The organism is Cellulomonas jepli, from assembly GCF_047229345.1.
Taxonomy (GTDB): domain Bacteria; phylum Actinomycetota; class Actinomycetes; order Actinomycetales; family Cellulomonadaceae; genus Cellulomonas_A.
Genome location: NZ_JBFTER010000079.1, coordinates 1 through 23300, shown reverse-complemented (window position 1 = coordinate 23300; position 23300 = coordinate 1). Strand labels below are relative to the sequence as shown.

The 23300-nt window shown below is 75.8% G+C and carries 16 protein-coding genes; 8 read left to right on the top strand and 8 right to left on the bottom strand.

Annotated elements, in window-relative coordinates; translation table 11 throughout:
- Positions 1 to 2525, top strand: a 2525-nt coding sequence (locus AB6N24_RS16650) for a hypothetical protein (RefSeq protein ID WP_412870502.1), incomplete at its 5' end; no start/stop codon positions are given.
- On the opposite strand, the gene AB6N24_RS16645 is transcribed toward AB6N24_RS16650, so the two are convergent.
- From AB6N24_RS16645 to AB6N24_RS16635, 3 genes are all read right to left on the bottom strand, one after another.
- Positions 2488 to 3483 carry a glycosyltransferase family 2 protein gene (locus AB6N24_RS16645; protein WP_412870501.1) on the bottom strand — a complete coding sequence of 332 codons (996 nt, stop codon included), beginning with the start codon at positions 3481 to 3483 and terminating at the stop codon, positions 2488 to 2490. The genes AB6N24_RS16650 and AB6N24_RS16645 overlap by 38 nt on opposite strands.
- A 151-nt stretch (positions 3484 to 3634) precedes the next feature.
- Positions 3635 to 4459, bottom strand: coding sequence for a DUF5926 family protein (locus AB6N24_RS16640; protein ID WP_412870500.1), 825 nt, complete (start codon positions 4457 to 4459; stop codon positions 3635 to 3637).
- 186 nt (positions 4460 to 4645) lie between these two features.
- A complete protein-coding gene (locus AB6N24_RS16635) occupies positions 4646 to 5011 on the bottom strand; it encodes a hypothetical protein (protein WP_412870499.1) in 366 nt (121 codons plus the stop codon).
- Positions 5012 to 5152: 141 nt separating this feature from the next.
- Between AB6N24_RS16635 and pgm the strand changes: the two genes are divergently transcribed.
- Positions 5153 to 6853, top strand: a complete 1701-nt coding sequence (gene pgm / locus AB6N24_RS16630; RefSeq protein ID WP_412870498.1) for a phosphoglucomutase (alpha-D-glucose-1,6-bisphosphate-dependent) — start codon at positions 5153 to 5155, stop codon at positions 6851 to 6853.
- A 170-nt stretch (positions 6854 to 7023) separates the two neighbouring features.
- Here the strand turns inward: pgm and AB6N24_RS16625 are convergent, their stop codons facing one another.
- Positions 7024 to 8742 carry a benzoate/H(+) symporter BenE family transporter gene (locus AB6N24_RS16625; RefSeq protein ID WP_412870497.1) on the bottom strand — a complete coding sequence of 573 codons (1719 nt, stop codon included), beginning with the start codon at positions 8740 to 8742 and terminating at the stop codon, positions 7024 to 7026.
- A 189-nt stretch (positions 8743 to 8931) separates the two neighbouring features.
- Positions 8932 to 10371 (bottom strand): calcium-binding protein, encoded by a 1440-nt coding sequence (locus AB6N24_RS16620; protein WP_412870496.1) that lies wholly within the window; start codon positions 10369 to 10371, stop codon positions 8932 to 8934.
- A gap of 236 nt (positions 10372 to 10607) precedes the next feature.
- Between AB6N24_RS16620 and AB6N24_RS16615 the strand changes: the two genes are divergently transcribed.
- From AB6N24_RS16615 to AB6N24_RS16605, 3 genes are all read left to right on the top strand, one after another.
- Positions 10608 to 11855, top strand: coding sequence for an MFS transporter (locus tag AB6N24_RS16615; RefSeq protein WP_412870495.1), 1248 nt, complete (start codon positions 10608 to 10610; stop codon positions 11853 to 11855).
- A gap of 289 nt (positions 11856 to 12144) precedes the next feature.
- Entirely contained in the window at positions 12145 to 17076 is a 4932-nt protein-coding gene (locus AB6N24_RS16610) for a beta strand repeat-containing protein (protein ID WP_412870494.1), read from the top strand.
- A gap of 146 nt (positions 17077 to 17222) precedes the next feature.
- Positions 17223 to 18233: a phosphotransferase family protein gene (locus AB6N24_RS16605; protein ID WP_412870493.1), complete on the top strand. Its 1011-nt coding sequence runs from the start codon at positions 17223 to 17225 to the stop codon at positions 18231 to 18233.
- A gap of 21 nt (positions 18234 to 18254) precedes the next feature.
- Here AB6N24_RS16605 and AB6N24_RS16600 read toward each other — a convergent pair whose 3' ends face one another.
- A complete protein-coding gene (locus AB6N24_RS16600; protein ID WP_412870492.1) occupies positions 18255 to 18959 on the bottom strand; it encodes a FadR/GntR family transcriptional regulator in 705 nt (234 codons plus the stop codon).
- Between the two features lie 183 nt (positions 18960 to 19142).
- Here AB6N24_RS16600 and AB6N24_RS16595 point away from each other — a divergent pair, with 183 nt between their 5' ends.
- The 3 genes from AB6N24_RS16595 to AB6N24_RS16585 all read left to right on the top strand — a co-directional run bounded on the left by AB6N24_RS16595 (position 19143) and on the right by AB6N24_RS16585 (position 20932).
- Positions 19143 to 19667, top strand: coding sequence for a gluconokinase (locus AB6N24_RS16595; protein WP_412870491.1), 525 nt, complete (start codon positions 19143 to 19145; stop codon positions 19665 to 19667).
- 120 nt (positions 19668 to 19787) lie between these two features.
- A complete protein-coding gene (locus AB6N24_RS16590) occupies positions 19788 to 20267 on the top strand; it encodes a hypothetical protein (protein WP_412870490.1) in 480 nt (159 codons plus the stop codon).
- 11 nt (positions 20268 to 20278) lie between these two features.
- On the top strand, positions 20279 to 20932 hold the full coding sequence (locus AB6N24_RS16585) for a hypothetical protein (RefSeq protein ID WP_412870489.1): 654 nt from the start codon (positions 20279 to 20281) through the stop codon (positions 20930 to 20932).
- Between the two features lie 86 nt (positions 20933 to 21018).
- Here the strand turns inward: AB6N24_RS16585 and AB6N24_RS16580 are convergent, their stop codons facing one another.
- Positions 21019 to 21468, bottom strand: a complete 450-nt coding sequence (locus AB6N24_RS16580; protein ID WP_412870488.1) for a hypothetical protein — start codon at positions 21466 to 21468, stop codon at positions 21019 to 21021.
- A 92-nt stretch (positions 21469 to 21560) separates the two neighbouring features.
- Positions 21561 to 23126: a beta-N-acetylhexosaminidase gene (locus tag AB6N24_RS16575; RefSeq protein ID WP_412870487.1), complete on the bottom strand. Its 1566-nt coding sequence runs from the start codon at positions 23124 to 23126 to the stop codon at positions 21561 to 21563.
- Between the last annotated feature and the right edge of the window lie 174 nt (positions 23127 to 23300).

The following is a 23300-nucleotide window of genomic DNA, read 5'->3' as shown; positions in this document are numbered from 1 at the left end:
CGCAGGCACCTGCCGAGGTCCGGGCGGGCACTCCCGCCGAGGCCCGGGCGGGCGCAGCCGCGGCGGCCCCGCGGAACGCGCCCGCAGCCGTCCCCGAGGACGCACCCCCCGTCGTCCTGGTCGGGACGACCGGGCTCCGCTGGGACGACCTCGGCTCGCTCACGACCCCCGCGCTCTGGACCCTCTCGCGCGAGGGTGCCGTCGGGACGGTCGCGGTGCGCAGCATCCGCACGTCGGCGTGCCCGGCGGACGGCTGGCTCGCGGTGTCCGCGGGCAACCGCGCCGGCGACCTGCTCGTCGAGGACGGCACGTGCCGGCGCCTGCGCGAGCCCCTGCCGGGGGCGGCCGTCCCCGGCTGGGAGGACTACCTCGAGTCGGCCGAGCTCGAGTCGTACGACGCGCAGCTCGGGATGCTCGGCGACACCCTGGTGAAGGGCGGCGCCCAGGCCGTCGGCATCGGACCCGGCGCGGCGATCGCGCTCGCGGGGTCCGACGGCGTGCCCGTCGGCGAGCACCTCGCCTCCCCCGTCGACCCGGACGACCTCGAGCGCCGCGCCGAGACCGCGCTCGAGACCGCGGACCTGCTCGTCGTGGACGTCGGGTCGGTGCGCGACCCCGGCTACGCCACGCGGTCCCGGCCCGCGAGCGACCCCGCCCTCGACGGTGCCGACGGTGCCGACGGTCCGGACGGTGCGGGCGTGGACCCGTCGCTCGACGAGGTGCACGGCACCGACGCCGTCACCGAGCCGACCCGCGGGGAGCAGGCGCAGGCGATCGACGCCCGCGTGCGCGCGGTGCTCGATGCCGTCGACGACTCGCGCACCGACGCGACCGTCCTCGTCGTCTCGCTCGCGGACTCCCGGCGCAAGGCGACGCTGCAGCTCGCCGCGGCGACCGGGCCCGTCGTGACCGGCGACGGCCGCTACGCCGACACGTTCCTCGTCTCCGGCTCGACCCGCCAGGCCGGGTACGTGCAGACGACCGACGTGACGCCGACGCTGCTCACCGGGCTCGGGCTGAGCGACGTCGCGCCGAGCGGCGTCGTCGTCGGGGCACCGATCCTCACCACCGGCGGGCTCACGCTCGCGAGCGAGCGCGTCGCCGCGCTGATCGACGCCAACCGTCACGCGCTCGCGACGCTCCCGCTCACGGGGCAGGTGTACCTCGTGCTCGTCGGCATCAACCTCGTCCTCTACGCGCTCGTGTCCGTCGGGCTCAACGGGCGCGTGCTCGACTGGCTGCGCCGCACGGTCGCCCGGCACTGGCCCGGCCGCGGCCGCCGGCTCGTCGCCGCGACGACCCGCCCCGCCACGGTCCTGCGCCAGCTGCGCCTCGCCGGGGTCGCGGTCGCCACGTACCCGGTCGCGACGTTCCTCGCGAACCTGTCGCCGTGGTGGCGCGCGAGCACCCCGTCCTACGCGCTCGGCGGGCTCGTCGTCGCGTGGATCACGGTCCTCACCGCCCTTGCGCTGCTGCCGCGCTGGGGCCGCTGGCCGCTGGGGCCGCTCGGCGTCGTCTCCGCGGTCACCGCGCTTGTCCTCACGATCGACGTCGCGACGGGCGCCCGGCTGCAGCTCGCCGCGCCGATGGGCGTCCTGCCGCAGGTCGCGGGCCGGTTCTACGGGTTCAACAACACCGCGTTCTCGCTGTTCGCCGCAGCGAGCATCCTGCTGACGGTCGCGATCACCAACCCGCTCGTCGCACGCGGGCGCCGCCGCCTCGCCGCTGCGGTCGTCGCCGCGGTGGGGGTCGTGGCGACCGTGCTCGACGGCCTGCCCAGCATCGGCGCGGACTTCGGCGGCCCGCCGGCGCTCGTGCCCGGGTTCGCGGTGCTCGCGCTCCTCGCGGCCGGCGTCCGGCTCACCTGGTGGCGCTCCCTCGCGGTGCTCGCCGCCGGCGCGCTCACGGTCACGTCGTTCGCGGTGCTCGACTGGCTGCGTCCCCCCGACGACCGCACGCACCTCGGGCGGTTCGTCGCGACCGTGCTCGACGGCGGGCTCCTGCCCGTCGTGACCCGCAAGCTGCAGCAGAACCTCGACAACCTCGTCGGGAGCGAGCTCACGCTGCTCGCGGCCGGCGGGCTCCTGCTGCTCCTGCTCGTGCTCGGCCGGCCCGTGCGCACCGCGGTCGGGGCACCGGACGGCGGCGCCTACGGCTGGCTGTCGTCCGGGGCGCCGCTGACCCGGCTCGGGACCGACGCCCCGATGCTGCGGCCCGGGCTCGTCGCGCTCGCCGTGACGCTCGGGATCGGCTTCGCGCTCAACGACTCGGGCGTGCTCATCCCGGCGATGGGCGGCGCGCTCGCCGTGCCGCTGCTCGTGGCGGCGTGCGCGAGCTGGATGCTCACGCTGACGCCGGGGGCGCCGGAGGGCCCGGCCGGTCCGCCCGACGGCGACGGCTCCGGGGCGGACGACGCCGGCGCGCGCGGCGACGGGACCTCGGTCGTCACGCCCGCCGGCACGAGCCGGGCCGACGGCCCGGACGACCTCAGCGGTGCGTCCGAGGGGGCCGCGGCCCGGGGTTGACGGTCGAGCGCACGGCGCCCGCGGCCCGCCGCACGCGGCGGGCGTTCACGGCGAGCTGGACGTCCCGGTACTGCGCGGCCCGGTGCAGCTGACCCTTGAGGTCGGTGCCCGAGGGGCGGTGCCGCAGGTCGCACGGGACCTCGACCGCGACGAAGCCCTGCCGCAGCAGGTCGATCGTCATGCCCGTCTCGACGCCCCACCCGCGCGCGAGCGGCGTCGCGGCCTCGAACGCCTCGCGCGTGAGGCAGCGCATCCCGGACAGCGGCTGGGTCGGCGTCCAGCCGGTCATGGCCGCGATCGCCCGGCGCGCGGCGCCGACGACGATGCCGCGCCCGCCCGCACCGGGCTGGGGCGGCAGCAGCGCGATCGAGAAGTCCGCCGAGCGCTCGAGCACCGGCGGGACGAGCGGCGCCGTGTTGACCGCGGTGTCACCGAGGTCGCCGTCGATGAAGAGCAGGAGGCGCGGCGGGCGGTCCGGGGCGTCGCGCATCGCCACGACGGCGGCCCCCGTCTCCATCGCGGCGGCCTTGCCCCGGTTGTGCGAGTGGCGCACGACGACCGCGCCGGCCTCGCGCGCGACGTGCTGGGTGTTGTCCTCGGAGCCGTCGTCGACGACGAGCACGAGGTCGACGTGCGGGATGGCGCGCGCCGAACGGACCGTCGCGGCGATGCGGCGAGCCTCGTCCTTGGCCGGGATGACGACCGCGACCCGCTGGCGCGAGCGCGCCCCGGGGACCTTCGTGGTGGGGCTCGTGAGCGGCTCGCCCGTCCGGGGACCGCGGCGGGGAGCGGTGCTGCGGGACGGCTCGCCGTCGGCGGAGGTGCGCGCCGCGCCGGTGCCGCCCGCGGACCCGACGGACGTCGCAGCGCGCTGGGTCGCCGTCCTCGTGGAGCCGCTGCTCGGCAGGTCACCGGCGACGCCGCCGGAGCCGCTCCTCTCCCCGTGGGGAGTCGTCACGGGCGCCTCGTCGTCAGCGGCTTCCCCGCGCGTCCCGGTCACGGGCGTCAGCCTAGCGAGCCGCCGCAGGGTGTGCCGCCCGCGCCGCCGAATCACCCGCGCGGGGCGGGCGGACGGCCGGGCGGCACACGCCGGGGTGCGGACCTGCTGGTCAGCGCAGCGTGACCTGGCGGGCGACGAGCCCGGCGCGGGCGCGGCGGGCGTTCGCGTCGAGCGGCGCGGTGTCGGCGAGCGCGGCCTCGAAGCGGGGCGCGAACTCGGCGACGGGCTTCTCGAGCTCCTCGGCCTCCGTGCCGCGCGCGAGCTCCCAGACGGGGACGACGAGCCCGCTCGAACGGAAGTAGCCGACGAACTTCGCGTCGTCGAACCCGGACTCGCGGCGCGCGTGCAGCCGGGCGAGCGCGTCGAGGACCTGCTGCTCGTCGTGCGGCTGGGCCCAGCGCAGGAACTCGCGCGAGCCGAGACGCGCCCAGTACGCCGAGTCGACGGACGCGAGCCGGACCGTCTCGACGATCCCGGCGTCGGCCTCCTCGATCGCGCCCTGGAGGTCGGTCGTCATCTCGGTGCCCGGCGCGAGCCAGTAGGAGAAGCTCGGCTGCACGGTGACCTCGAAGGGGACGCTCAGGTCGAGCACGTCCTGCAGCCGCGGGCCCGGGCCGGGCAGGGCGCCCGGCTGGACCGCGGTGCCGGGCTCGACCTCGATCGCGGCGAGCAGGTGGGCGGCGAGGTCGCGGCTCGCGTCGCCCGAGCCGCTCGTGGTCTGCAGCGCGAGCAGGATGACGCCGTCCGCGCGGTGCAGCGCGGGCCAGCCCATCGGCAGGACGGTCGTGACGAGCACCTCGCGCGAGCCGTGCTCGGCGGTCGTGCGGGCGGTCGCGGTCGCCGCGGGGACGACCTCCTTGAGCGCGACCCAGTCGGGCTCACCGGGGAGCCCCTCGAACGGGCGCAGCACGAACGGGACGGATGCAGAGGCCATGGCGCGAGCCTACCGACGCGCGACCGGGCCGGCCGCACGGCGGTCGGTCACCGGGCACGGCAGTCGGTCGCCGGCCGCACCGCGGTCGGACGCCGGGCGCACCGCGGTCGGACGCCGGGCGCACCGCGGTCGGACGCCGGGCGCACGGCCGTCGGACGCGAGCCGCGCCCCGTCACCGGGGCGCGGTCAGACCAGCCCCTCCTCGACCGGCAGGTGCCGGATCGACTCGCTCCCCTGGCGCCGGTCCGCCTCCTTGCCGAGGCGGCTCGTGAGCAGGTGCACGAGCTTCTGCACCGCACCCATGCACGCCTCCTCCGCCGAGGAGCCGTGGTTGGTCACCGACAGGTTCTTGTGCCCGGCGACCTGGGCGTCGAGCGTGCACCGGTGGTCGTTGCCGTCGGAGCTGCCCGACGCCTCGTCCGCCACGTGCACCTCGACCGTCACGACCCGGTCGCCGAAGCGGGCGAGCGACTGCTCGAGCGCCTCCTCGACCCGGTCCTGCCCCCGGTCGTCCACCGTCTCGCCGTGCTTGCTGCGCCACTGGATGTCCATGCCTCCACGACACGCGCCGACACCGGTGCGCGCAACTCGGACGCGCGTCCACGAGCGCCCTCCCCGGGCGCGCGGACGGGCCGCCTCGCGGGCGTCGAGCGCCCCTGTGCCGGGCACTTCACCCGGTGGCAGGATCGGGGCATGGATCCCCGCGCAGGAACCCCGGCCCAGACCTCCGACCTCGTCGACGTCGACGCGCTGCTGAGCGCGTACTACGACCGCGTGCCCGACCTCGACGACCCCGCGCAGCAGGTGGTGTTCGGCACGAGCGGGCACCGCGGGTCGAGCCTCGACGGCGCGTTCAACGAGGCGCACATCGTCGCGACCACCGCGGCGATCGTCGAGTACCGCCGCTCGCAGGGCACCGACGGCCCGCTGTTCATCGGTCGCGACACGCACGCGCTGTCCCGTCCGGCGTGGGAGAGCGCCGTCGAGGTGCTCGCCGCCGCGGGCGTCCAGGTCTACGTCGACGCGCGTGACTCGTTCACGCCGACCCCGGCGGTCTCGCACGCGATCCTGCTGCACAACGGCGCGACGAGCTCGGAGGGCGTGCGCACGGGCAACGGCGGCTCGTCGCAGGGCACGGGGCTCGCGGACGGCATCGTCGTGACCCCGTCGCACAACCCGCCGCGCGACGGCGGCTTCAAGTACAACCCCCCGCACGGCGGGCCGGCCGACTCGGACGCGACGGGCTGGATCGCGGCGCGCGCCAACGAGATCCTGCGCACCGGCGTCGGCCAGGTCGCCCGCACGCCGCTCGAGCGCGCGCTCAAGGCCGACACGACGCACACGCACGACTTCATGGCGGCGTACGTCGACGACCTCGCGAACGTGCTCGACCTCGACGCGATCCGCTCGGCGGGCGTCCGGATCGGCGCGGACCCGCTCGGCGGCGCGGCCGTCGAGTACTGGGGCGCGATCGGCGAGCGGTACGGGCTCGACCTCACGGTCGTGAACCCGCGCGTCGACCCGCAGTGGTCGTTCATGACGCTCGACTGGGACGGCAAGATCCGCATGGACTGCTCGTCGCCGTACGCGATGGCCTCGCTCGTCAACCGGATGACCGCCTCGGACGCGGGCACGGCGCCGTTCGACATCGCGACCGGCAACGACGCGGACTCCGACCGGCACGGCATCGTGACCCCCGACGCCGGGCTGATGAACCCGAACCACTACCTCGCCGTCGCGATCCGGTACCTCTACTCGGGTGCGCGCCCCGGCTGGAACCCCGACGCGGCGATCGGCAAGACGCTCGTGTCGTCGTCGCTGATCGACCGGGTCGCCGCGTCGCTCGGCCGGCGCCTGCTCGAGGTCCCGGTGGGCTTCAAGTGGTTCGTGCCGGGCCTGCTCGACGGGTCGGTCGGCTTCGGCGGCGAGGAGTCCGCGGGCGCCTCGTTCCTGCGGCACGACGGGCGCGTGTGGACGACCGACAAGGACGGGCTCATCCTCGCGCTGCTCGCCTCGGAGATCCTCGCCACGACCGGGAAGTCCCCGTCGCAGCACCACGCGGAGCTCGTCGCCGAGCACGGCGAGTCCTGGTACGCGCGGGTCGACGCGCCCGCCACGCTCGAGCAGAAGGCCACGCTCGGCAAGCTCTCGCCCGAGCAGGTCACCGCGACGTCGCTCGCGGGCGAGGACATCACCGCGCGGCTGACCGCGGCGCCCGGCAACGGCGCGTCGATCGGCGGGCTCAAGGTGACGACCGAGAACGCGTGGTTCGCCGCGCGCCCGTCGGGCACGGAGAACGTCTACAAGATCTACGCCGAGTCGTTCCGCAGCCCCGAGCACCTCGCCGAGGTGCAGGTCGCGGCGAAGGACGTCGTGTCGGACGCCCTGGGCTGAGCCGCGCGCCCCGGCGCCCCGGTCGCTCCCGCCCGACGGCGGGGTGGTGGCCGGGGCGTCGCGGTGTCCGGCCGGGGCGCGCCGAGGACTCGGCGGTGCAGGGCGCGCGGGCGGGTCGGGCGGTGCCCGCCGAGCGGGGCGGGTCGGGAGCCCAGGGTGCGGGCGGGTCGTCAGCCCTCGCGGTGCGGGGGCTCCTGCACGAGGTCCGCGTACTCGGGGTGCCGCTCGACGTACTCGCGCACGAACGGGCACAGCGGCACGACCGGCACGCCCTCGCTGCGCGCCTGGTCGAGGGCGAACCGGGCGAGGCTCGACCCGACGCCGTGCCCGGCCGCCGCGTCCTCGACCTCGGTGTGCGTGAGGACGAGCGCGCCGCCACGGCGCTGGTAGCCGACGAGCCCGACGAGCGCGTCCTGCGCGGTGCGCGCCTCGAAACGGCTCTCCTTCGGGACGTCGGAGTAGGTCAGGTCGTCCGGGGTGAGGGTGCTCATGCGGACGATCTTGCGTCGCGCGGCCGCCGCGCGCCACGGCTGGCGACCCGCGGCCGCCGGCCCGCGCAGGTCGGCCCGTGCCCGGCGGCCCAGCGTCAGCACGACGTACGCGAACCCGCCCGCGACGAGCCCCCAGAACGGGGAGGCCACGGTCAGCACGGTCAGGCCCGAGGCGGTCACCGCGAGGGTCACGAGCGCCGCCTCCGACGTCGGCCCGTCACCCGAGAACGCGTCCTTGGTCGCCCCGAGCAGCGCCCCCAGCAGCGCGACCCCCGCGAGCGCCGCGACGAGGTCGCCCGGGATCGCGACGAACAGCGCGACGAGCCCGCTGCTCACGAGGCTCAGCGCGAGGTAGAAGACGCCGCACCAGACACCCGCGACGTAGCGCCGGTGCGGGTCGTGGTGCGCCTCCCGGCCCGTGCAGATGGCCGCGGTGATCGCGGCGAGGTTGATGCCGTGCGCCCCGAACGGCGCGAGCACCGTCCAGACCGCCGCGGTCGAGCCGACGAGGAGCCGGTCGTCGGGGTCGTAGCCGTCGTTGCGGAGCACCGTGAGCCCGGGCGCGTTCTGCGAGGCCATCGTGACGACGAGCAGCGGCAGCCCGATGCCGACGACCGCGCCGAGGTCGAACGTCGGCGCGGTGAGGTGCGGGCCGTCGATGCGCAGCGTCACGTGCGGGTTGCCGAGCTCGCCTGTGAGGACCGCGAGGAGGACCCCGACGACGAGGCCGCCGAGCACGGCGTACCGCGGTGCGACGCGGCGCCCGACGAGGAACGCGGCGACGAGCCCGCCGGCGACGAGCGGCGACGCGCCGACCGCGAGCGCCGCGGCCAGCACGAACGGCAGCAGGACGCCCGCGAGCATCGCCGAGAGGACCTGCCGCGGCACGAGCGTGAGCAGCCGGCCGAACAGCCCCGAGAAGCCCAGCACCGTCGCGACGACGCCCGCGACGAGGTACGCGCCGATGACGTCCGAGAACCGGTAGCCGCCGAGCGTGGTCACGAGCAGCGCCGCGCCGGGGGTCGACCACGCGGTGATCACCGGCTGCCGCGTCGCCCAGCTCAGCACGAGGCACGTGAGGCCGCTGCCGAACGAGATCGCCCAGACCCACGACGTCGTCTCGGCGACGCTGAGCCCGGCGCCGTCCGCGGCCTGCAGCACGATGAGGAACGGCCCGGTGTAGGAGACGAGGACGGCGACGAAGCCCGCGACGACCGCCGAGACCGAGGTGTCGCGCAGGAGCGAGCGGCGGGCCGAGGCGTCCCCGGGGGCGGAGGGCCCCGGTGCCGGACCGCGGGCGGCGGGCACGGCCCCGGCCCGGGCGGTGGGTCCGGGCGCGTCCGGGCTCACGGGGACGGGGCCCGGGGTGCTGGGCGTCGGGGGCTCGGCGGTCGCCATCGCGTCAGTCAACCCGGCGGACCGCACGGCCGCGGTCGGCGTCCGCGATGAGGGCAGCGCCGGGCGTGCGGGCGCCGCCGGGGCCCGCGGGGGTGGTCCCGCCGCCCCCGGCCCGCGCAGCGCCTCACCGCTGACCCCGGCCCGCGCAGCGCCTCACCTCGGGCGCCGGCGCGCTGCCCCGCCCGACGTCTACCGCCCGTCGGGCGACGACGCCACCGTGGGCCGCAGCCCGCGCGGCTCGACGGGCGCGGCCGGCGCCGACGAGCCCGGCGGCACCGGGTACGGGGAGCCGGACGGCGACGGGGTCGGCATCGGGAAGGTCGGGCGCGGGTCGGGGTCGTTGCACGAGCCCAGGGTGTCGAGCGGGTCGGCGGTGCACGTGTCGTGGCCGTCACCGCCGTCGAGCCGGTCGTTGCCCTCGACGCCGTCGACCCCGCGCAGCGTGTCCGTCCCGCCGGCGCCGCGCAGCAGGTCGGCACCCGGCCCGCCGACGAGCGTCTCGTCCCAGCGCACGCCGGTCAGCAGGTCGTCGCCGTGCCCGCCGACGACCTCCTCGAGGTCGGGCGACGCGTTCCACGGTGCCGGGACCCCGACCGCGTCGCCCTCACCGGGCGCCCCGTCGCCGCCGACCCCGTCGAGGCTCACCGTGACGGCTCCCGTGCGCGCGCCGTAGTCGGCGACGTCCCACCCGCGGCCGCCGAGCAGCTGGTGCGCGCCGTCCGGCTCCGCGCCCGTGACGAACCGGTCGTCGCCCTGCCCGCCCTCCGCGCGGCCGCTGTCGGCGCCGCTGTCGAGGACGTCGGCTCCCCAGCCGCCCTGCAGCAGGTCGTGGCCGTCGCCGCCGAGCAGCACGTCGTCGCCCTCGCCGCCGAGCAGCACGTCGTCGCCGCCGAGGCCGGACACGCGGTCGTCGCCGGCACCCGCGCAGACGACGTCCGCACCGGGCGTGCCCGTGAGCACGTCGGCGCCGTCGGTACCGCGGAGCGTGCAGGGGCGCCCCGGCGCGGTGTCGTAGCGGAGGTAGTCCCAGGTCGAGCTGCCCTGGTAGGTCTCGAAGCCGAGGGCGACGGTGCCCGCGCCGCGCCCGGTGAGCGTCCGGTCGAGCACGGTGCGGCCGTCGACGGTCAGGCGCAGGTGCTGGCCGCGGGCCTCGAGGTGGTACCGGTGCCAGCGGTGCGTGCTGAGCGGGACGACCTCGCGGTCCTCGTACGGGTAGATCAGGCACAGCTCGCCCGCGCCGAACCCGAGCTGCACGAGGTCGGTCTGGTCGCCCACCCACAGGAGCGTCGCCGGCGTCCCGGTCTGCTCGTCGAGGCAGCCCTTCGTCGTGTCCGCGCCCAGCCGCATGCGGAAGTCGACGTCCCAGCCCGTCAGGCGGTTGGCCGAGCCGGTCCACTCCGCGGGGTCGGCGTAGTCCAGCAGCATGACGAGCGTCTGCTCGCCGATCGTGGTCGCGCCGCCCCGGGTCGAGACGACCGGGTCACCGCCGAAGCCGCGCACCTGCCACGGGGCGGCGGGGGTGCGCCGGAACTCCTCGCGCTGGACGTCGCCGGCCCAGGCGGCGCCGGGCGTCAGCAGGAGGGCGGCCAGCGCCGCGGCGGCGGTCAGTCCGAGCCGGGTCCGTCTCATCGTCGAGCTCCCCACGTGTCAGGTGGTGAGCACGGTAGGGGCGCGGCGGGGCTTCGGGGGGCGCGAAAGGGTTCACCGGTGCGAGACCGCACCTCGGGGCAGCCGACCGCGACGCAGCCGCGCTGGGTGGCGTCCCCGGCGGTCGGCGGGCCGCCCGTGCCGCCGCCCGCCGTGACGCCGACCACATGGTCGGATTCTCGTCGGGCGGCGTCGGACCCCGGTGCGACACTGGGACGGTGCTCCGCCCCTACCGTGACATCCTGTCGCGGCCGGGCGCACTGGCGTTCTCCGCGTCGGGTCTGCTCGCACGCCTCCCCATGTCGATGGCCGGGATCGGCATCGTCCTGCTGGTCGAGGCGCTGTACGACTCGTACGCGCTCGCCGGTCGCGTCTCGGCCGTCTACGTCCTGACCCAGGCGCTCTGCTCCCCGCGCCTCGCTCGCCTCGTCGACGGCCACGGCCAGGCGCGCGTCATGCGCCCGGCGATCGCCGTCGCGTCGGTCGGGCTCGTCGGGCTGACCGTCGCCGCGGCCGTGCACGCCCCGACGCCCTGGCTGTACGCGACGGCGATCGTCGCGGGCGCCACGATCGGCTCGTTCGGCGCCTTCGTCCGCGCCCGCTGGAACCACCTCGTCCGCTCGCCGCGGGAGCTGCACTCGGCGTACTCGCTCGAGTCCGCGGCCGACGAGCTCGTCTTCATCGTCGGGCCCGTGCTCGCCACGACCCTCGCGGCCGGCGTCACGCCCACCGCGGCGCTCGTCGTCGCGGTCGCCGGGATGCTCGTCGGCGGCTACTGGTTCCTCGGCCTGCGCGCGTCCGAGCCGCCGCCCAACCCGCCCGTCGTCGGCGCACCGCGCACCCGCTCGGTGCTGCGCTCGGGCGGCATGGTCGTGCTGGCGATCGTGTTCGTCGGCATGGGCACCGTCTTCGGCGCGACCGACGTCTCGACGGTCGCGTTCGCCGAGGAGCACGGGCGCCCCGACCTCGCGGGCGTCGTGCTCGCGGTGTTCGCCGCGGGCTCCCTGATCTCGGGGCTGCTCTACGGCGCGCGGCACTGGGTCATGCCGCTGTGGAAGCGGTTCGCGCTCGGCATGGTCGCGCTCGGCATCGGGGCGTCGCTGTTCGTGCTCGTGACCTCGATGACGGTCCTGGCCGTCGTCATGTTCGTCGCGGGCTTCGCGATCGCGCCGACGATCATCAACGGCAACGGGCTCGTGCAGCACTTCGTCGCGCGCGAGCGGATCACCGAGGGCCTGACGATCGTCGGGACGACGCTCGGGGTGGGCGTGTCCGCCGGCGCGTCGCTCGCGGGGCTCGCGATCGACGCGAGCGGCTCGCACGGCGGGTTCCTCGTCGTCGTCGGCGGCGCGGGCCTCATGGTGCTGGCGACCGCGGTCTCGCTGCGCACGCTGCGGGCGGGCACCGCGGACCTCGGCACCGGCGTCGACGACGCCGCGCGCACGCGCGAGGACGCCACGGGCTGACGCGTTCACGCAGGCCGGCGCACGGCTGCGCCGAACGGGTGCACCCGTCCCCCTCCCGGACGCCGTGTGACGGAGCACACACCGCCCCTGGGGCGTCCCGACGGAGCGCGATTCCCGACCACTCGTGTGGCATCTGTGCAGGTCAGCGCGTCGTAGCGCCCGCCCGCGGCCCCGCCGCCGCCGGAGCGCCGGACGTCACCGGGACGAGCGAGCCCGCGAGCGGCTCAAGCCACCCGGGCGAAGCGGTCGATACGTGCATGTCGACCGTCGTGCTGAGTGGAGATCCTTCATGTTCGTCCGCCTCCGGGCTGCCCTGACCGGCACCTCCCCCGCCCCGCAGCGCCGCCTCGTGCGTCGCTCCCGGGTCGCCGTCGTGGTGATGAGCCTCGTGCTCGCGCCGCTGACCGTGCTCGGCGGCGCCTCACCGGCGCAGGCCGCGCCGATCCGCGACTTCACGCCGGTGTTCTCCGCGAACACCAACGGCGAGATCCTCGTCGCGGCGAACACGCTCATGACGTGCAGCACCACGAGCGGGTCGACAGGTGCGGGCACGTGCGCCGCGGCGCGCGGGGCGACGAGCGGCAACTACAGCAACAACGACTACACGATGCAGTACGTCGACGTGGACGCGAACGCCGCGACGGTCAACTCGTCGTCCGCGACGCTCACGCTCCCGGCCGGGGGCGGCGTCCTGTTCGCGGCGCTCGTCTGGGGCGGGCGCACGCGCGGCACCGCGACCGTCGGCAACAACCCGGTGCTCCGCGGGCAGGCGGTCCTCACCGTCCCCGGCGGGACGCCCACCACCGTGACCGCCCGCACGGCGGACGTCGCGGTCGCCCCGAGCGACGGGTGGGGCACCGCCTACCAGTCGTGGCTCGACGTCACGGACGTCGTCGCCGCCGCGGGCAGCGGGACGTACACCCTCGGGAACGTGCAGTCCGCCGCGCGGGTCGACAACAACTACGCGGGCTGGTCGCTCGTCGTGGCCGTCGCCGACCCGTCCGCCCCGGCGCGCAACCTCACGGTCTTCACCGGTCTCGCGTCGGTCGCGAACGGCGACCCGCTCCCGACGTTCACCGTCAGCGGGTTCCTCACGCCGCCGAGCGGCCCCGTCCGCACGACGGTCGGCGCCGTGTCCTACGAGGGCGACATGGGCCTCACCGGTGACACGTTCACGCTCAACAGCACCCCCATCTCGAACGCGCTCAACCCCTCGAACAACGTCTTCAACTCCTCGATCAGCGACCGCGGCGCGCAGGTGACGACGCGCGCCCCGGCGTACGCGAACCAGCTCGGCTTCGACGCCGACCTGTTCAGCGCCAACGGCGTCCTGCCGAACAGCGCCACGAGCGCCCGCATCTCGCTCACGACGTCGAGCGAGCAGTACTTCCCGGGCGTCGTGACGTTCTCGACCGAGCTGTACGACCCCAAGCTGCTGGGCACCAAGACCGTGGTCGACGACGACGGCGGCCAGGTCCTGCTGGGCGACACCCTCACGTACACGGTCCCCGTCGAGAACATCGGGCTCGACACCGCCTCGGTCAGCCGGTTCTTCGACGCGATCCCCACCGGCACGTCCTACGTCCCCGGCTCCATCACGGTCGACGGCGTGCCGCTCACCGACGCCGCGGGCGACGACCTCGCGCAGTACGTGCCCGCGGGCGCGCTCGGCCAGGGCCACGTGCTCGCGTACCTCGGTGCGGGCGCGACGCCGGCGCTGGGCGGGTCCATCCCGATGTCGACCGGGACGGCGCAGCACCTCGTCACGTTCCGGGTCCGGGTCGGCGCGGACGCGACCAACGGCCAGCGCCTCGTGAACGCGGCCGCGCTCACGTACCGCGGGCACACGACCGACGCGTCGTCCTCGTCGGCCACGAACGCGGTGCTGAGCCCCGTCGTCACCGACCCCGTCGCGGGCAACGCCCCGCCGACCGCCTCCTCGCACATCGTGTCCCTGACCCCGGCCCCGGGCGCGCGCACGCTCGACGTCGACGTGCTCGCCGGCGACTCGGACCCCGACGGGGACGCGCTGCGCGTCGTCGGCGTGACCGACGCCGCGGGCGGCGAGCTGACCGTCGCCCCGGACGGCACGGTCACCTACGCGCCGCGCGACGACTTCGCCGGGCGTGACGTGTTCACCTACACGATCCAGGACACCGCCGGGAACCGTGCGACCGCCGTCGTGCAGGTCGAGGTCGTCAACACGGCACCCGACGCGGTCGACGACGCGCCCAGCGTCCTCGCCTCGACGACGACCGCGGTCGCGGTGCTCGCCAACGACACCGACGCCAACGGCGACACCCTCGCGGTGCGCTCCGTGAGCCCCACCAGCACGCGCGGCGGCACCGTCGCGCTCGTGGACGGCGAGGTCCGGTACACCCCGCCCGCCGGCTTCCGCGGGACGGACTCGTTCACGTACGTCGTCGAGGACCCGCGCGGCGGCTCCGACACGGCGACCGTCCACCTCACGGTGACGAACAACGCGCCCGTGGCGAACGACGACACCTACACGGTCGCGGCCGGCGCGAGCGTCGCGCTCGCGGTCGGCACGAACGACACGGACGCCGAGGGTGACGTGCTCACGGTCGCGCTCGTGACGGCCCCCAGCCACGGCACCGTGACGCTGAACGCCGGCGGGACGGGCACGTACGCGCCCGCCGCCGGCTACACCGGGCCGGACTCCTTCCAGTACCGCGTGACCGACTCCCAGGGCGCGACGAGCGCACCGGCGACCGTGCAGATCACGGTGAACGGCGCCCCGGTCGCGGTCGACGACACGGCCACGACCACGACGGGCACCGCGGTCGACGTCGACGTCCTCGACGGCGACACCGACCCGAACGCCGACGCGCTCACCGTCACGACGGTCACGCCGCCCGATCACGGCACTGCGGTCCGGCTGCCGGACGGCCGCGTCCGGTACACCCCGGCGACCGGCTGGGCGGGCACCGACACGTTCGAGTACACCGTCTCCGACGGGACGCTCACGGACACCGCGACGGTCACCGTCACGGTCGCGAACGCCGCCCCCGTCGCCCACCCGGACGCCGTCGGCACCACGACCGGCACCCCGGCGACCGGCATCGCGGTCCTCGCCAACGACACCGACCCGAACATCCCCGGCACCACCCAGACCCTCACGGTCACGGGTGCGACCGCGAACAACGGCGCGACCGTGGTGGTGAACGGGGGCAGCACGCTGACCGTGACCCCGGCCGCACGGTTCGCCGGGACCGTCGTCGTCAGCTACACCGTCTCCGACGGCGCGGGCGGCACCGCCACGGGCACCCTGACCGTCACGGTCGACAACGCGCTGCCGACCGCGGTGCCGGATGGCCCGGTCGACACCCCGACGAACACCTCCGTGCTCGTCGACGTGCTGGCGAACGACACCGACGCGAACGGCGACACCCTGACGCTCGTGCCGGGCTCGCTCACGACCCCGGTCGACGCCGGCGGCACCACGCGCGGGACGGTCCAGGTCGAGGACGGCCAGGTCCGCTACACCCCGCCGGCCGGCTTCAGCGGGACGGTCACGTTCGGCTACACCGTGACCGACCCCAGCGGTGCGACCTCGGTCTCGACCGTCACGGTCTCGGTCGCCAACGCCGCACCGGTCGCCGTCGACGACGTCGCACCTGCGGCGACCGGGACGGTGGTCGACATCGACGTGCTCGCGAACGACACGGACGCCAACGGCACCGCGCTCACGATCACCGCGGTGACGCCGCCGGCGCACGGCGTCGTCGAGCTCGTGGACGGCCGGGTGCGCTACACGCCGGCGCCCGGCTACGCCGGTACCGACACGTTCACCTACACGGCCGGCGACGGCTCGCTCACGGACACCGCGACCGTCACGGTCACGGTCGCCAACGCGGCCCCGGTGGCGGACGACGAGACGGCCACCACGCCGACCGGGACCCCGGTCACGGTCGACGTGCTCACGGGCGACACCGACCCGAACATCCCCGGCACCACCCAGACCCTGACGGTCACGGGCGTGACGGCGAACAACGGCGCTACCGCCACGGTCGACGGCGGGACCGTCACGGTCACGCCGGCGCCCGGCTTCGCCGGGACGGTCACCGCCGTGTACACCGTCTCCGACGGCGCGGGCGGCACCGACACCGGGACCCTGACGGTCACGGTCGAGAACGCAGCCCCGGTCGCGGTCGACGACACCGCCACGACCCGGTCCGGCACCCCGGCGGCCGGCGTCGCGGTCCTGGCCAACGACACCGACGCGAACATCCCCGGCACCGGCCAGACCCTGACGGTCACGGGCGCGGTCGCGGACCACGGCGCGACCGTCGCTGTGAACAGCCGCGACAACACGGTGACCGTCACGCCGGCTCCCGGGTTCGCCGGGACGGTCACCGTCACCTACACCGTCTCCGACGGTGCGGGCGGCACCGACACCGGGACCCTGACGGTCGCGGTCGACAACGCGGCCCCGGTCGCGGTCGACGACTCCGCGACGACGCCGTACGGCACCGCGGTCGAGGTCCGTCCCGTGGCGAACGACACGGACGCGGACGGCGACACCCTGGTGCTCGTGCCCGGCAGCGTCTCGGCGCCCGTCGACGCGGGCGGCGCGACGCGCGGCTCGGTCACGGTGGTCGGCGACGTCCTCACGTACACGCCGCCCGCCGGGTTCAGCGGTGAGGTGACCTTCACCTACGAGGTCACCGACGGCACGGCCCGGCAGAGCGCGACGGTCACGGTGACGGTCAGCCCGGCCGCCCCGACCGCGACGCCCGACTCGGGAGCCGTCCGTGGCGACGCCGACGTGCGCATCGACGTCCTCGGCAACGACACCGACCCCGACGGCGGCACGCTGACGCTCGTCTCGGTCACGCAGCCCGTGCACGGGTCGGTGGCGATCGTCGGCGACGAGGTCGTGTACACCCCGGAGCCCGGGTACACCGGCACCGTGAGCTTCACGTACACGCTGAGCGACGGCCAGGGCGGCACGTCGACCGCCACGGTCACGCTCGACGTCGAGGGCACGGTCCCGTCCGCACCGGCGCCCGTCACCCCGGTGGCCCCGGTCCCGACCGCCCCGGCGCCGGTCACGACGCCCGGCGGCGGCACGGCCTCGGGCCCGCTCGCCGCGACCGGCGCGGAGGCCGGGCTGCTCGCGACGCTCGCGTCGCTGCTGCTCGCCGCGGGCGGCGTGCTGGTCGGGCTGACCCGCCGGCGCCGCGGACGGCACGCGTAGCACCCGCAGGACGGCGACGGCCCCGGACCCCCACGGTCCGGGGCCGTCGCCGTCCCAGGGCTCCTGCGCCCGCGGAGGTCCGCCGGGCCTGCGCCCACCCCGAGGAACGCACCCGCCGCGGCCGGGCGGCTCGCTAGGGTCGGCGGGTGCTCGACGAGACCGCCGACGTGCGCGACGACGCCGTCCCCCCGCAGACCCTCCGTGACCTCGGGCGCGTGCTCGCGCCGCTCGGGGTGCCGGCCGACGTGCAGCTCCTCACCGGGGGCACGTTCGCGACGACGTACCGCGTCACGCTGACCGACGGCACCCGCGTGGTCGTGAAGACCGCGCCGACCGGGACCGACCGCCTGCTGCGGTACGAGCACGACCTCGTGCGGACCGAGGCCGAGGTGTACGGGCTCGCCGCGGACCGGCCCGACCTGCTCATGCCCCGCGTGCTGCTCACGGACTTCTCCCGCACGGTGCTGCCGAGCGACGTCGTCGTCGTGAGCCACCTCGACGGCGTCCCGCTCGTCGACCTCGGCGAGCCCCCGGCTGCGGTGGGCGCACGCATCGACCACGAGCTCGGCGCGTTCATGGCCCGGCTGCACACCGTGACCGGGGAGCGCTTCGGGTACCTCAACGCCGGGTCCGGGCTGACGGCGCCCACGTGGCCCGAGGCGTTCGGCCTCATGCTCGGCGCGCTGCTCGACGACGCGGCCCGCTGGGGGACGCCGGTGCCCGACGCGGAGGTCCGCGCCGCGCTGGCCCGGCACACCGACGCGCTCGCCGAGGTCACGACGCCCGTGCTCGTGCACGGCGACCTCTGGGCGGGGAACCTGTTCGTCGAGCCCGCGACCGGGGAGCTCGTCGGCGTCATCGACACCGAGCGCTCGCTGTGGGGCGACCCGCTGTACGAGCTGATCGGCGCGGACCAGATGGGCGCGCGGACGGCCCCGCCCACGCTGCTCGCCGGCTACGCGGAGGGGGGCGGCACGTTCCCGCTGGACACCGTCGCGGGACGGACGCGGCTGCGGCTGTACCGGCTGTACCTCAGCCTGGTGCTCGTCGTCGAGATCGCGCCGCGCGCGTACACGGGCGACTGGCTCGCGCCGCACCGGGCGACCGCGGAGCGGCTCGTGCGCGAGGCGCTGGACGTGCTGCTCGCGCGGGACTGAGCGGCGGGCCCGGCCGCGGGCTCAGCCCGGGAGGTCGTCGAGCACGCTGAGCGCGTCGCGGACCTCGGCCATGATCGCGGTCATGGCCCGCTCGGCCTCCGTCGCGTCGCCGTCGTGCACGGCGCGCGCGACCGCCTCGTGGGCCTCGAGCGCCTCGGGACGGACGATGTCCGGCATGAGCCCGTGCCGGGTCCGCCCGGCGAGCACCTCGGTCACGACGCCCGTCAGCGCGGCGAACATCTCGTTGCGGCTCGCGCGCAGCAGCAGGCCGTGGAACTCGACGTCGAGGTCGAGGAACACCTCGCGTGCGCCGTCCTCGCCGTGCGCGCGCATCCGGGCCGCGAGGTCGACGATCCGTGCGCGGTCCCCGTCGGTCGCGTAGCGGGCCGCGGCGCCGGCGGCGAGCGGCTCGACGGCGGCGCGCAGCTCGGTCAGGGAGCGCAGCTGGGCCTCGCGCTCGCTGCCCTGCAGGCGCCAGCGGATGACGCGGGGGTCGAAGACGTCCCACTCGACGACGGGCCGGACGACGAGCCCGACGCGCCGCTTGGAGGTGACGAGCTGCATCGACTCCAGGAGGCGCATGGTCTCGCGCGCGACCGTGCGGGAGACGCCGAACCGCTTCTGGATCCGGTCGAGGGTGATGATCGCGCCCGGCTGGATGACGCCGCCGGTGATCTCCTGGCCCAGGGCGTCGAGCACCGAGCTGTGCAGCACCTCGGCGCCCACCCTCGCTCACCTGCCCCTTCGCACGGTGCCGGCCGGGGGAAGGTCCCGGGCCGGTGAGCCCTCGCGGCCCGGCGAGAGAGTACCGTGCACGCCCGACACGTACATTGGTATCATCTTTCATGAACCGGCTGCGGGTGCGAGGATGACGCCAGAGCAGACGACGACGTCAAGGAGCGCGCACGCATGAGTGAGATCCAGCACCTCGTGGTCATGGGGGTCTCCGGATCGGGGAAGACGACCGTCGCGCGCCTCCTCGCGGAGCGCCTGGGCTGGCCGTTCGCCGAGGCGGACGACCACCACCCCGAGGCGAACGTCGCGAAGATGGCCGCCGGCACCCCGCTCGTCGACGAGGACCGCTGGCCCTGGCTGCGGATCATGCGCGACTGGCTCAGCGACCAGGCCGCGGCGGGCCGCTCGACCGTCATCACCTGCTCCGCGCTCAAGGAGGTCTACCGCGACGTGCTCCGCGAGGCCGACGGGCGCGTGCGCTTCGTGCACCTCGTGGCCGCCCCGGAGCTTATCGGCGGCCGGCTCGAGACCCGCAGCGGGCACTTCATGCCGCCGTCGCTGCTGCCGTCGCAGTTCGGCACGCTCGAGCCCCTCGCCGAGCACGAGGACGGCGTGAGCCTCACGGTCGACGTCCCGCCCGAGGAGGTCGCGGACGCAGCCCTGCGCGGGCTCGGGCTGGACGCGCCCGCGCGCGCCTGACACCACCCGTGCCGGTCGCCCGGCACTGCCTGCGACGCCCGACCCGTGCGTCCGGGAGGTCGTTGCGGGGCGCCGCGCGCCCACCCTGCCCTCTCGGGACGGCCGACCTACCCTGACGGCATGGGTCCGCACGACGAGGTCTGGCAGCTGCACCACGGCGACCGCGTCGTCGCCGCGCTGCACGTGACCGAGGCGGACTTCCCCTGGCTGCGCGCACGCGTCGAGCCGGCTCCCGGGTTCGACGCCCTCGCCCCGCTCCTCGCGGAGGAGGCGCGGCTCGCGGACGCGCTCGACGACGGGGTCAGCGCCGAGTGGGAGGCCGCGCACGACCGGGTCCGCGCCGTGACCCGGCTCACCCGGCCCGACGGGCGGGACGTCCCCGAGTACCTGCTCCACGTCGACGGCCCGGAGGCGTGGTGGCGCTGCAGCGACGAGCCGGTCGACGCGACCGCGCCGAGGGAGGCGAGGCCAGGCTCCGGCGCGGCCGGCGCGCCCGGTGGGACCGACGGGTCGCGGTCCGAGGCGCCCACGCCCGGCGGCGGCACCCTCCAGGGGGAACCGTCGCGCGAACAGTCCCGGGGGGTCGGCCCGCGCCGCTAGCCTGCACGGCCATGGGCTTCTTCCGGCGCCGTCCGTCCCCCGAGCAGGTCCGCGCGCGTCAGGACGACGGGATCGCCGCCTTCTGGGCGTGGTGGGTCGCGGAGGGTCGCGCACAGGCCGCCGCGACGTTCGACAGCGAGGACGGCGAGGCGGTCCGACGGCTCGGCCCCGTCCTCGCCGAACGCATCAACGCCGTCGATCCCGAGCTGTCGTTCGAGACGGGCGCCGGGCGCACGGCCCGCCACGTCCTCGTCGTCACCGCGGCCGGGAACCCGGACCTGCGCGACGTCGCACGACGGTGGCTCGACGCGGCACCCGCCGCCGACGACGCGTTCGAGTACGCCGACCTCCGTCGCCCGGTGGCCGACCCGTCCGGTGTCGCGATCGGACTCGACGAGCACCGCACCGTCGACCTCGCGTCCGCGACCGTCGTGACCGTCGTCGAGGGCGGCAAGGTGCACGTGCAGGTCAGCCACCCCGAGTTCGCGTCGCTGCCCGACGACGCCCAGGGGCAGATCACGTTCCTGCTGCTCGACGCCCTGCTGGGCGAGGAGGCCGTCGAGCGCTGGGTCGGCGAGGTCGCGTGGGCGTCGGGCCACGGCGTGGTGCCGACACCGCTGCTCGACCTGCCGGAGGTCGTCGGGGGCCTGCGCCGGTCGGCGTGACGCAGCGCCTCGTGCCCGGGCAGACGACGAGGCGCCCGGTCACGTGACCGGGCGCCTCGTCGGGCCGCGTGGGCGGCGGTGGTGCGTCAGTACCCGCGCGTCGGCTCGTCGTTGGTGCCGCGCGAGTCGGGCGTCGCGAACTCGTCGCTCGACCTGATGTCGCCGCCGGTCGTCCCGACCGTGCCCGACACGTCGCCGGCCCACTGCGTGCCCGAGGGCGAGTCGGCCGAGTAGGTGACGTCGTCCTTCGACGTGTCGGTGCCCGTGGACGTGTCGTTGCCCTTGGACCCGGTGAGGCCCGTGCTCGCGACGGCACCCTTGACCGCGGTCGCCGCCTTGTCCACGAGCGTCGAGCCCTGCTCCTTGGCGAACTGCGTCGCCTGCGACTCGATCGTGCTCACCTTGGACTGCACGCGCGGGTCGTTCCAGAGGTGGTTCGCCTTGGCCTTGATGACCTCGAACTGCTGGCGACCGGCGCGCGTGCCGAGCACGTACCCGACGCCTGCGCCGACAAGGAACACTGCCTTGTTCTTCATGTGCGGTCCTCCGTCTGCTGGGGGGAGCGGACGTCTCCCGAGGAGCCGAGCCTAGGGAGACCTGTCCGTTTCCGCCTCTCAGGACGGCGCCCTCACCATGGGATCTGCGGCGAGCGGTACCAGCGGAGGCCTGCGCGGTCCCAGGTCCGGGCGAGGTGCCGGACGCGCCGACCGAAGTCCTCCCACGAGCGGCGGTCACCCGGCGTCCACGCGACCTCGGCGACGGCCGCGAGCCTCGGCAGGAGCAGGAAGAACAGGTCGTCGGGTGTGCGGACCGTCTCCGTCCAGATCGCGGCCTCGACGCCGACGACGCTGCTCTCCGGGACGCCGGGGACGACCGCGAGCGGGTCCCAGTCGTAGGAGTCGCGCAGCTCGACGTGGCCGGCCCACTCGAGGCCGATCGGCGTGCGCGCGTCGTACTTCAGGTCGAGGTAGACCTTGCTCGCGGGCGAGAGCAGCAGCAGCGCGCCGGCCTCGATCGCCGGGCGGACGAGCTCCGCGCCGTCGCGCTCGTCCCACAGCTGCACGACCGTCCCCGGCGTCAACGTCGCCTTCGCGACCTCCTGCCAGCCGACGACCGTCCTGCCCGTGCCCTCGACGATGCGCGCCGCGGTCTCGACGAGCCGCGCGTACTCCTCGCGCTCCATCGTGTGCACCTCGTCGCCGCCGATGTGCAGGTACGGGCCGGGTGTCATGGCGGCCACGTCGGTCAGGACGTCGCGCAGGAACGGCTCGGTCGTCGGGAGGTCGGCGTGCAGGCGGCTGAAGCCGACCTCGATGCCGGTGTACGGGTCGGTCGGCTCGCCGGACGGCGTGAGCTCGCCGAGCGCGTGCAGCGCGGCGTTGACGTGCCCGGGCAGGTCGATCTCGGGGACGACGGTGATGCCGCGGGCACGCGCGTAGGCGGTGAGCTCGGCGAGGTCGTCGACCGAGTAGTACCCGCCTGGGTCGTCGCCGACCGCGGTCTTGCTCGAGACGTCCACGAGCTGCGGGCGCGACGGCACGTCGAGGCGCCAGCCCTGGTCGTCCGTCAGGTGCAGGTGCAGCACGTTGAGGCGCAGGCTCGCCATGACGTCGACGACCGTGCGCAGCACCTCGGGGCCGAAGAAGTGCCGGGCGACGTCGACGCTGAGCCCGCGCCAGCCGAAGCGCGGGGCGTCGACGACGACGACCGCGGGCAGGCGCACGGACCCCGGCGCGTCGGCCGGTTCGGCACCGGGTCCAGCGCCGGCGTCGGTGCCGGGCGCGGCGTCCGAGTCCGTGTCGGTGTCCGGCGCACCGTCCCGCTGCGCGAGCTGCTCGAGGACCGTCGCCGCATGCAGCAGGCCGTCGACCGCGAGCGCGCTGAGCGTGACCCGGCGCTCGGTGACCTCGACCCGGTACGCGCCGGCCGCGCGCTCGGGGCTGAGCTCCGCGTCCGGCAGGCCCAGCGCCGCGGCGCCGTCGACGAGCCGCAGGACGACGGTGTCGGGCTCGTCGGCGCCGTTCGCCGTGACGGGGACCGCGAAGCCGGCGAGCCGGGACAGGCGGTGCGCGACGGTCGACGCGACCTCGGGGTGCGGGCCGGCGACGACGCGCGTGCGGGGGCCGAGCACGTAGCCCGGGCCGTCCGACGTCGTCGCGCTCAGCGGGGCGGGCACCAGGGGCAGGTCGGTCATCCGGCGTTCTCCTCGGTCGGGGGGGACGGGCTCGGGGACGTTGGGGGCGGTCGGCCGTCGTCCGTGGTGCGAGGTCCGTGCGCGGCGGGACGCCGTGCACGGCGGCCGGTCGGGTCAGGCGCGGGCCGCGTCGGCGTCGTGCCGGGCGTCGGCGTCGTGCCGGGCGTCCGCGGC

Excerpts from the sequence above, each read along its gene's own strand:
- AB6N24_RS16640 (WP_412870500.1), bottom strand. The coding sequence starts at position 4,459 with ATGGCCTCTGCATCCGTCCCGTTCGTGCTGCGCCCGTTCGAGGGGCTC.
- AB6N24_RS16635 (WP_412870499.1), bottom strand. The coding sequence starts at position 5,011 with ATGGACATCCAGTGGCGCAGCAAGCACGGCGAGACGGTGGACGACCGG.
- pgm (WP_412870498.1), top strand. The coding sequence starts at position 5,153 with ATGGATCCCCGCGCAGGAACCCCGGCCCAGACCTCCGACCTCGTCGAC.
- AB6N24_RS16625 (WP_412870497.1), bottom strand. The coding sequence starts at position 8,742 with ATGGCGACCGCCGAGCCCCCGACGCCCAGCACCCCGGGCCCCGTCCCC.
- AB6N24_RS16620 (WP_412870496.1), bottom strand. The coding sequence starts at position 10,371 with ATGAGACGGACCCGGCTCGGACTGACCGCCGCCGCGGCGCTGGCCGCC.
- AB6N24_RS16610 (WP_412870494.1), top strand. The coding sequence starts at position 12,145 with ATGTTCGTCCGCCTCCGGGCTGCCCTGACCGGCACCTCCCCCGCCCCG.
- AB6N24_RS16595 (WP_412870491.1), top strand. The coding sequence starts at position 19,143 with ATGAGTGAGATCCAGCACCTCGTGGTCATGGGGGTCTCCGGATCGGGG.
- AB6N24_RS16590 (WP_412870490.1), top strand. The coding sequence starts at position 19,788 with ATGGGTCCGCACGACGAGGTCTGGCAGCTGCACCACGGCGACCGCGTC.
- AB6N24_RS16585 (WP_412870489.1), top strand. The coding sequence starts at position 20,279 with ATGGGCTTCTTCCGGCGCCGTCCGTCCCCCGAGCAGGTCCGCGCGCGT.
- AB6N24_RS16580 (WP_412870488.1), bottom strand. The coding sequence starts at position 21,468 with ATGAAGAACAAGGCAGTGTTCCTTGTCGGCGCAGGCGTCGGGTACGTG.
- AB6N24_RS16575 (WP_412870487.1), bottom strand. The coding sequence starts at position 23,126 with ATGACCGACCTGCCCCTGGTGCCCGCCCCGCTGAGCGCGACGACGTCG.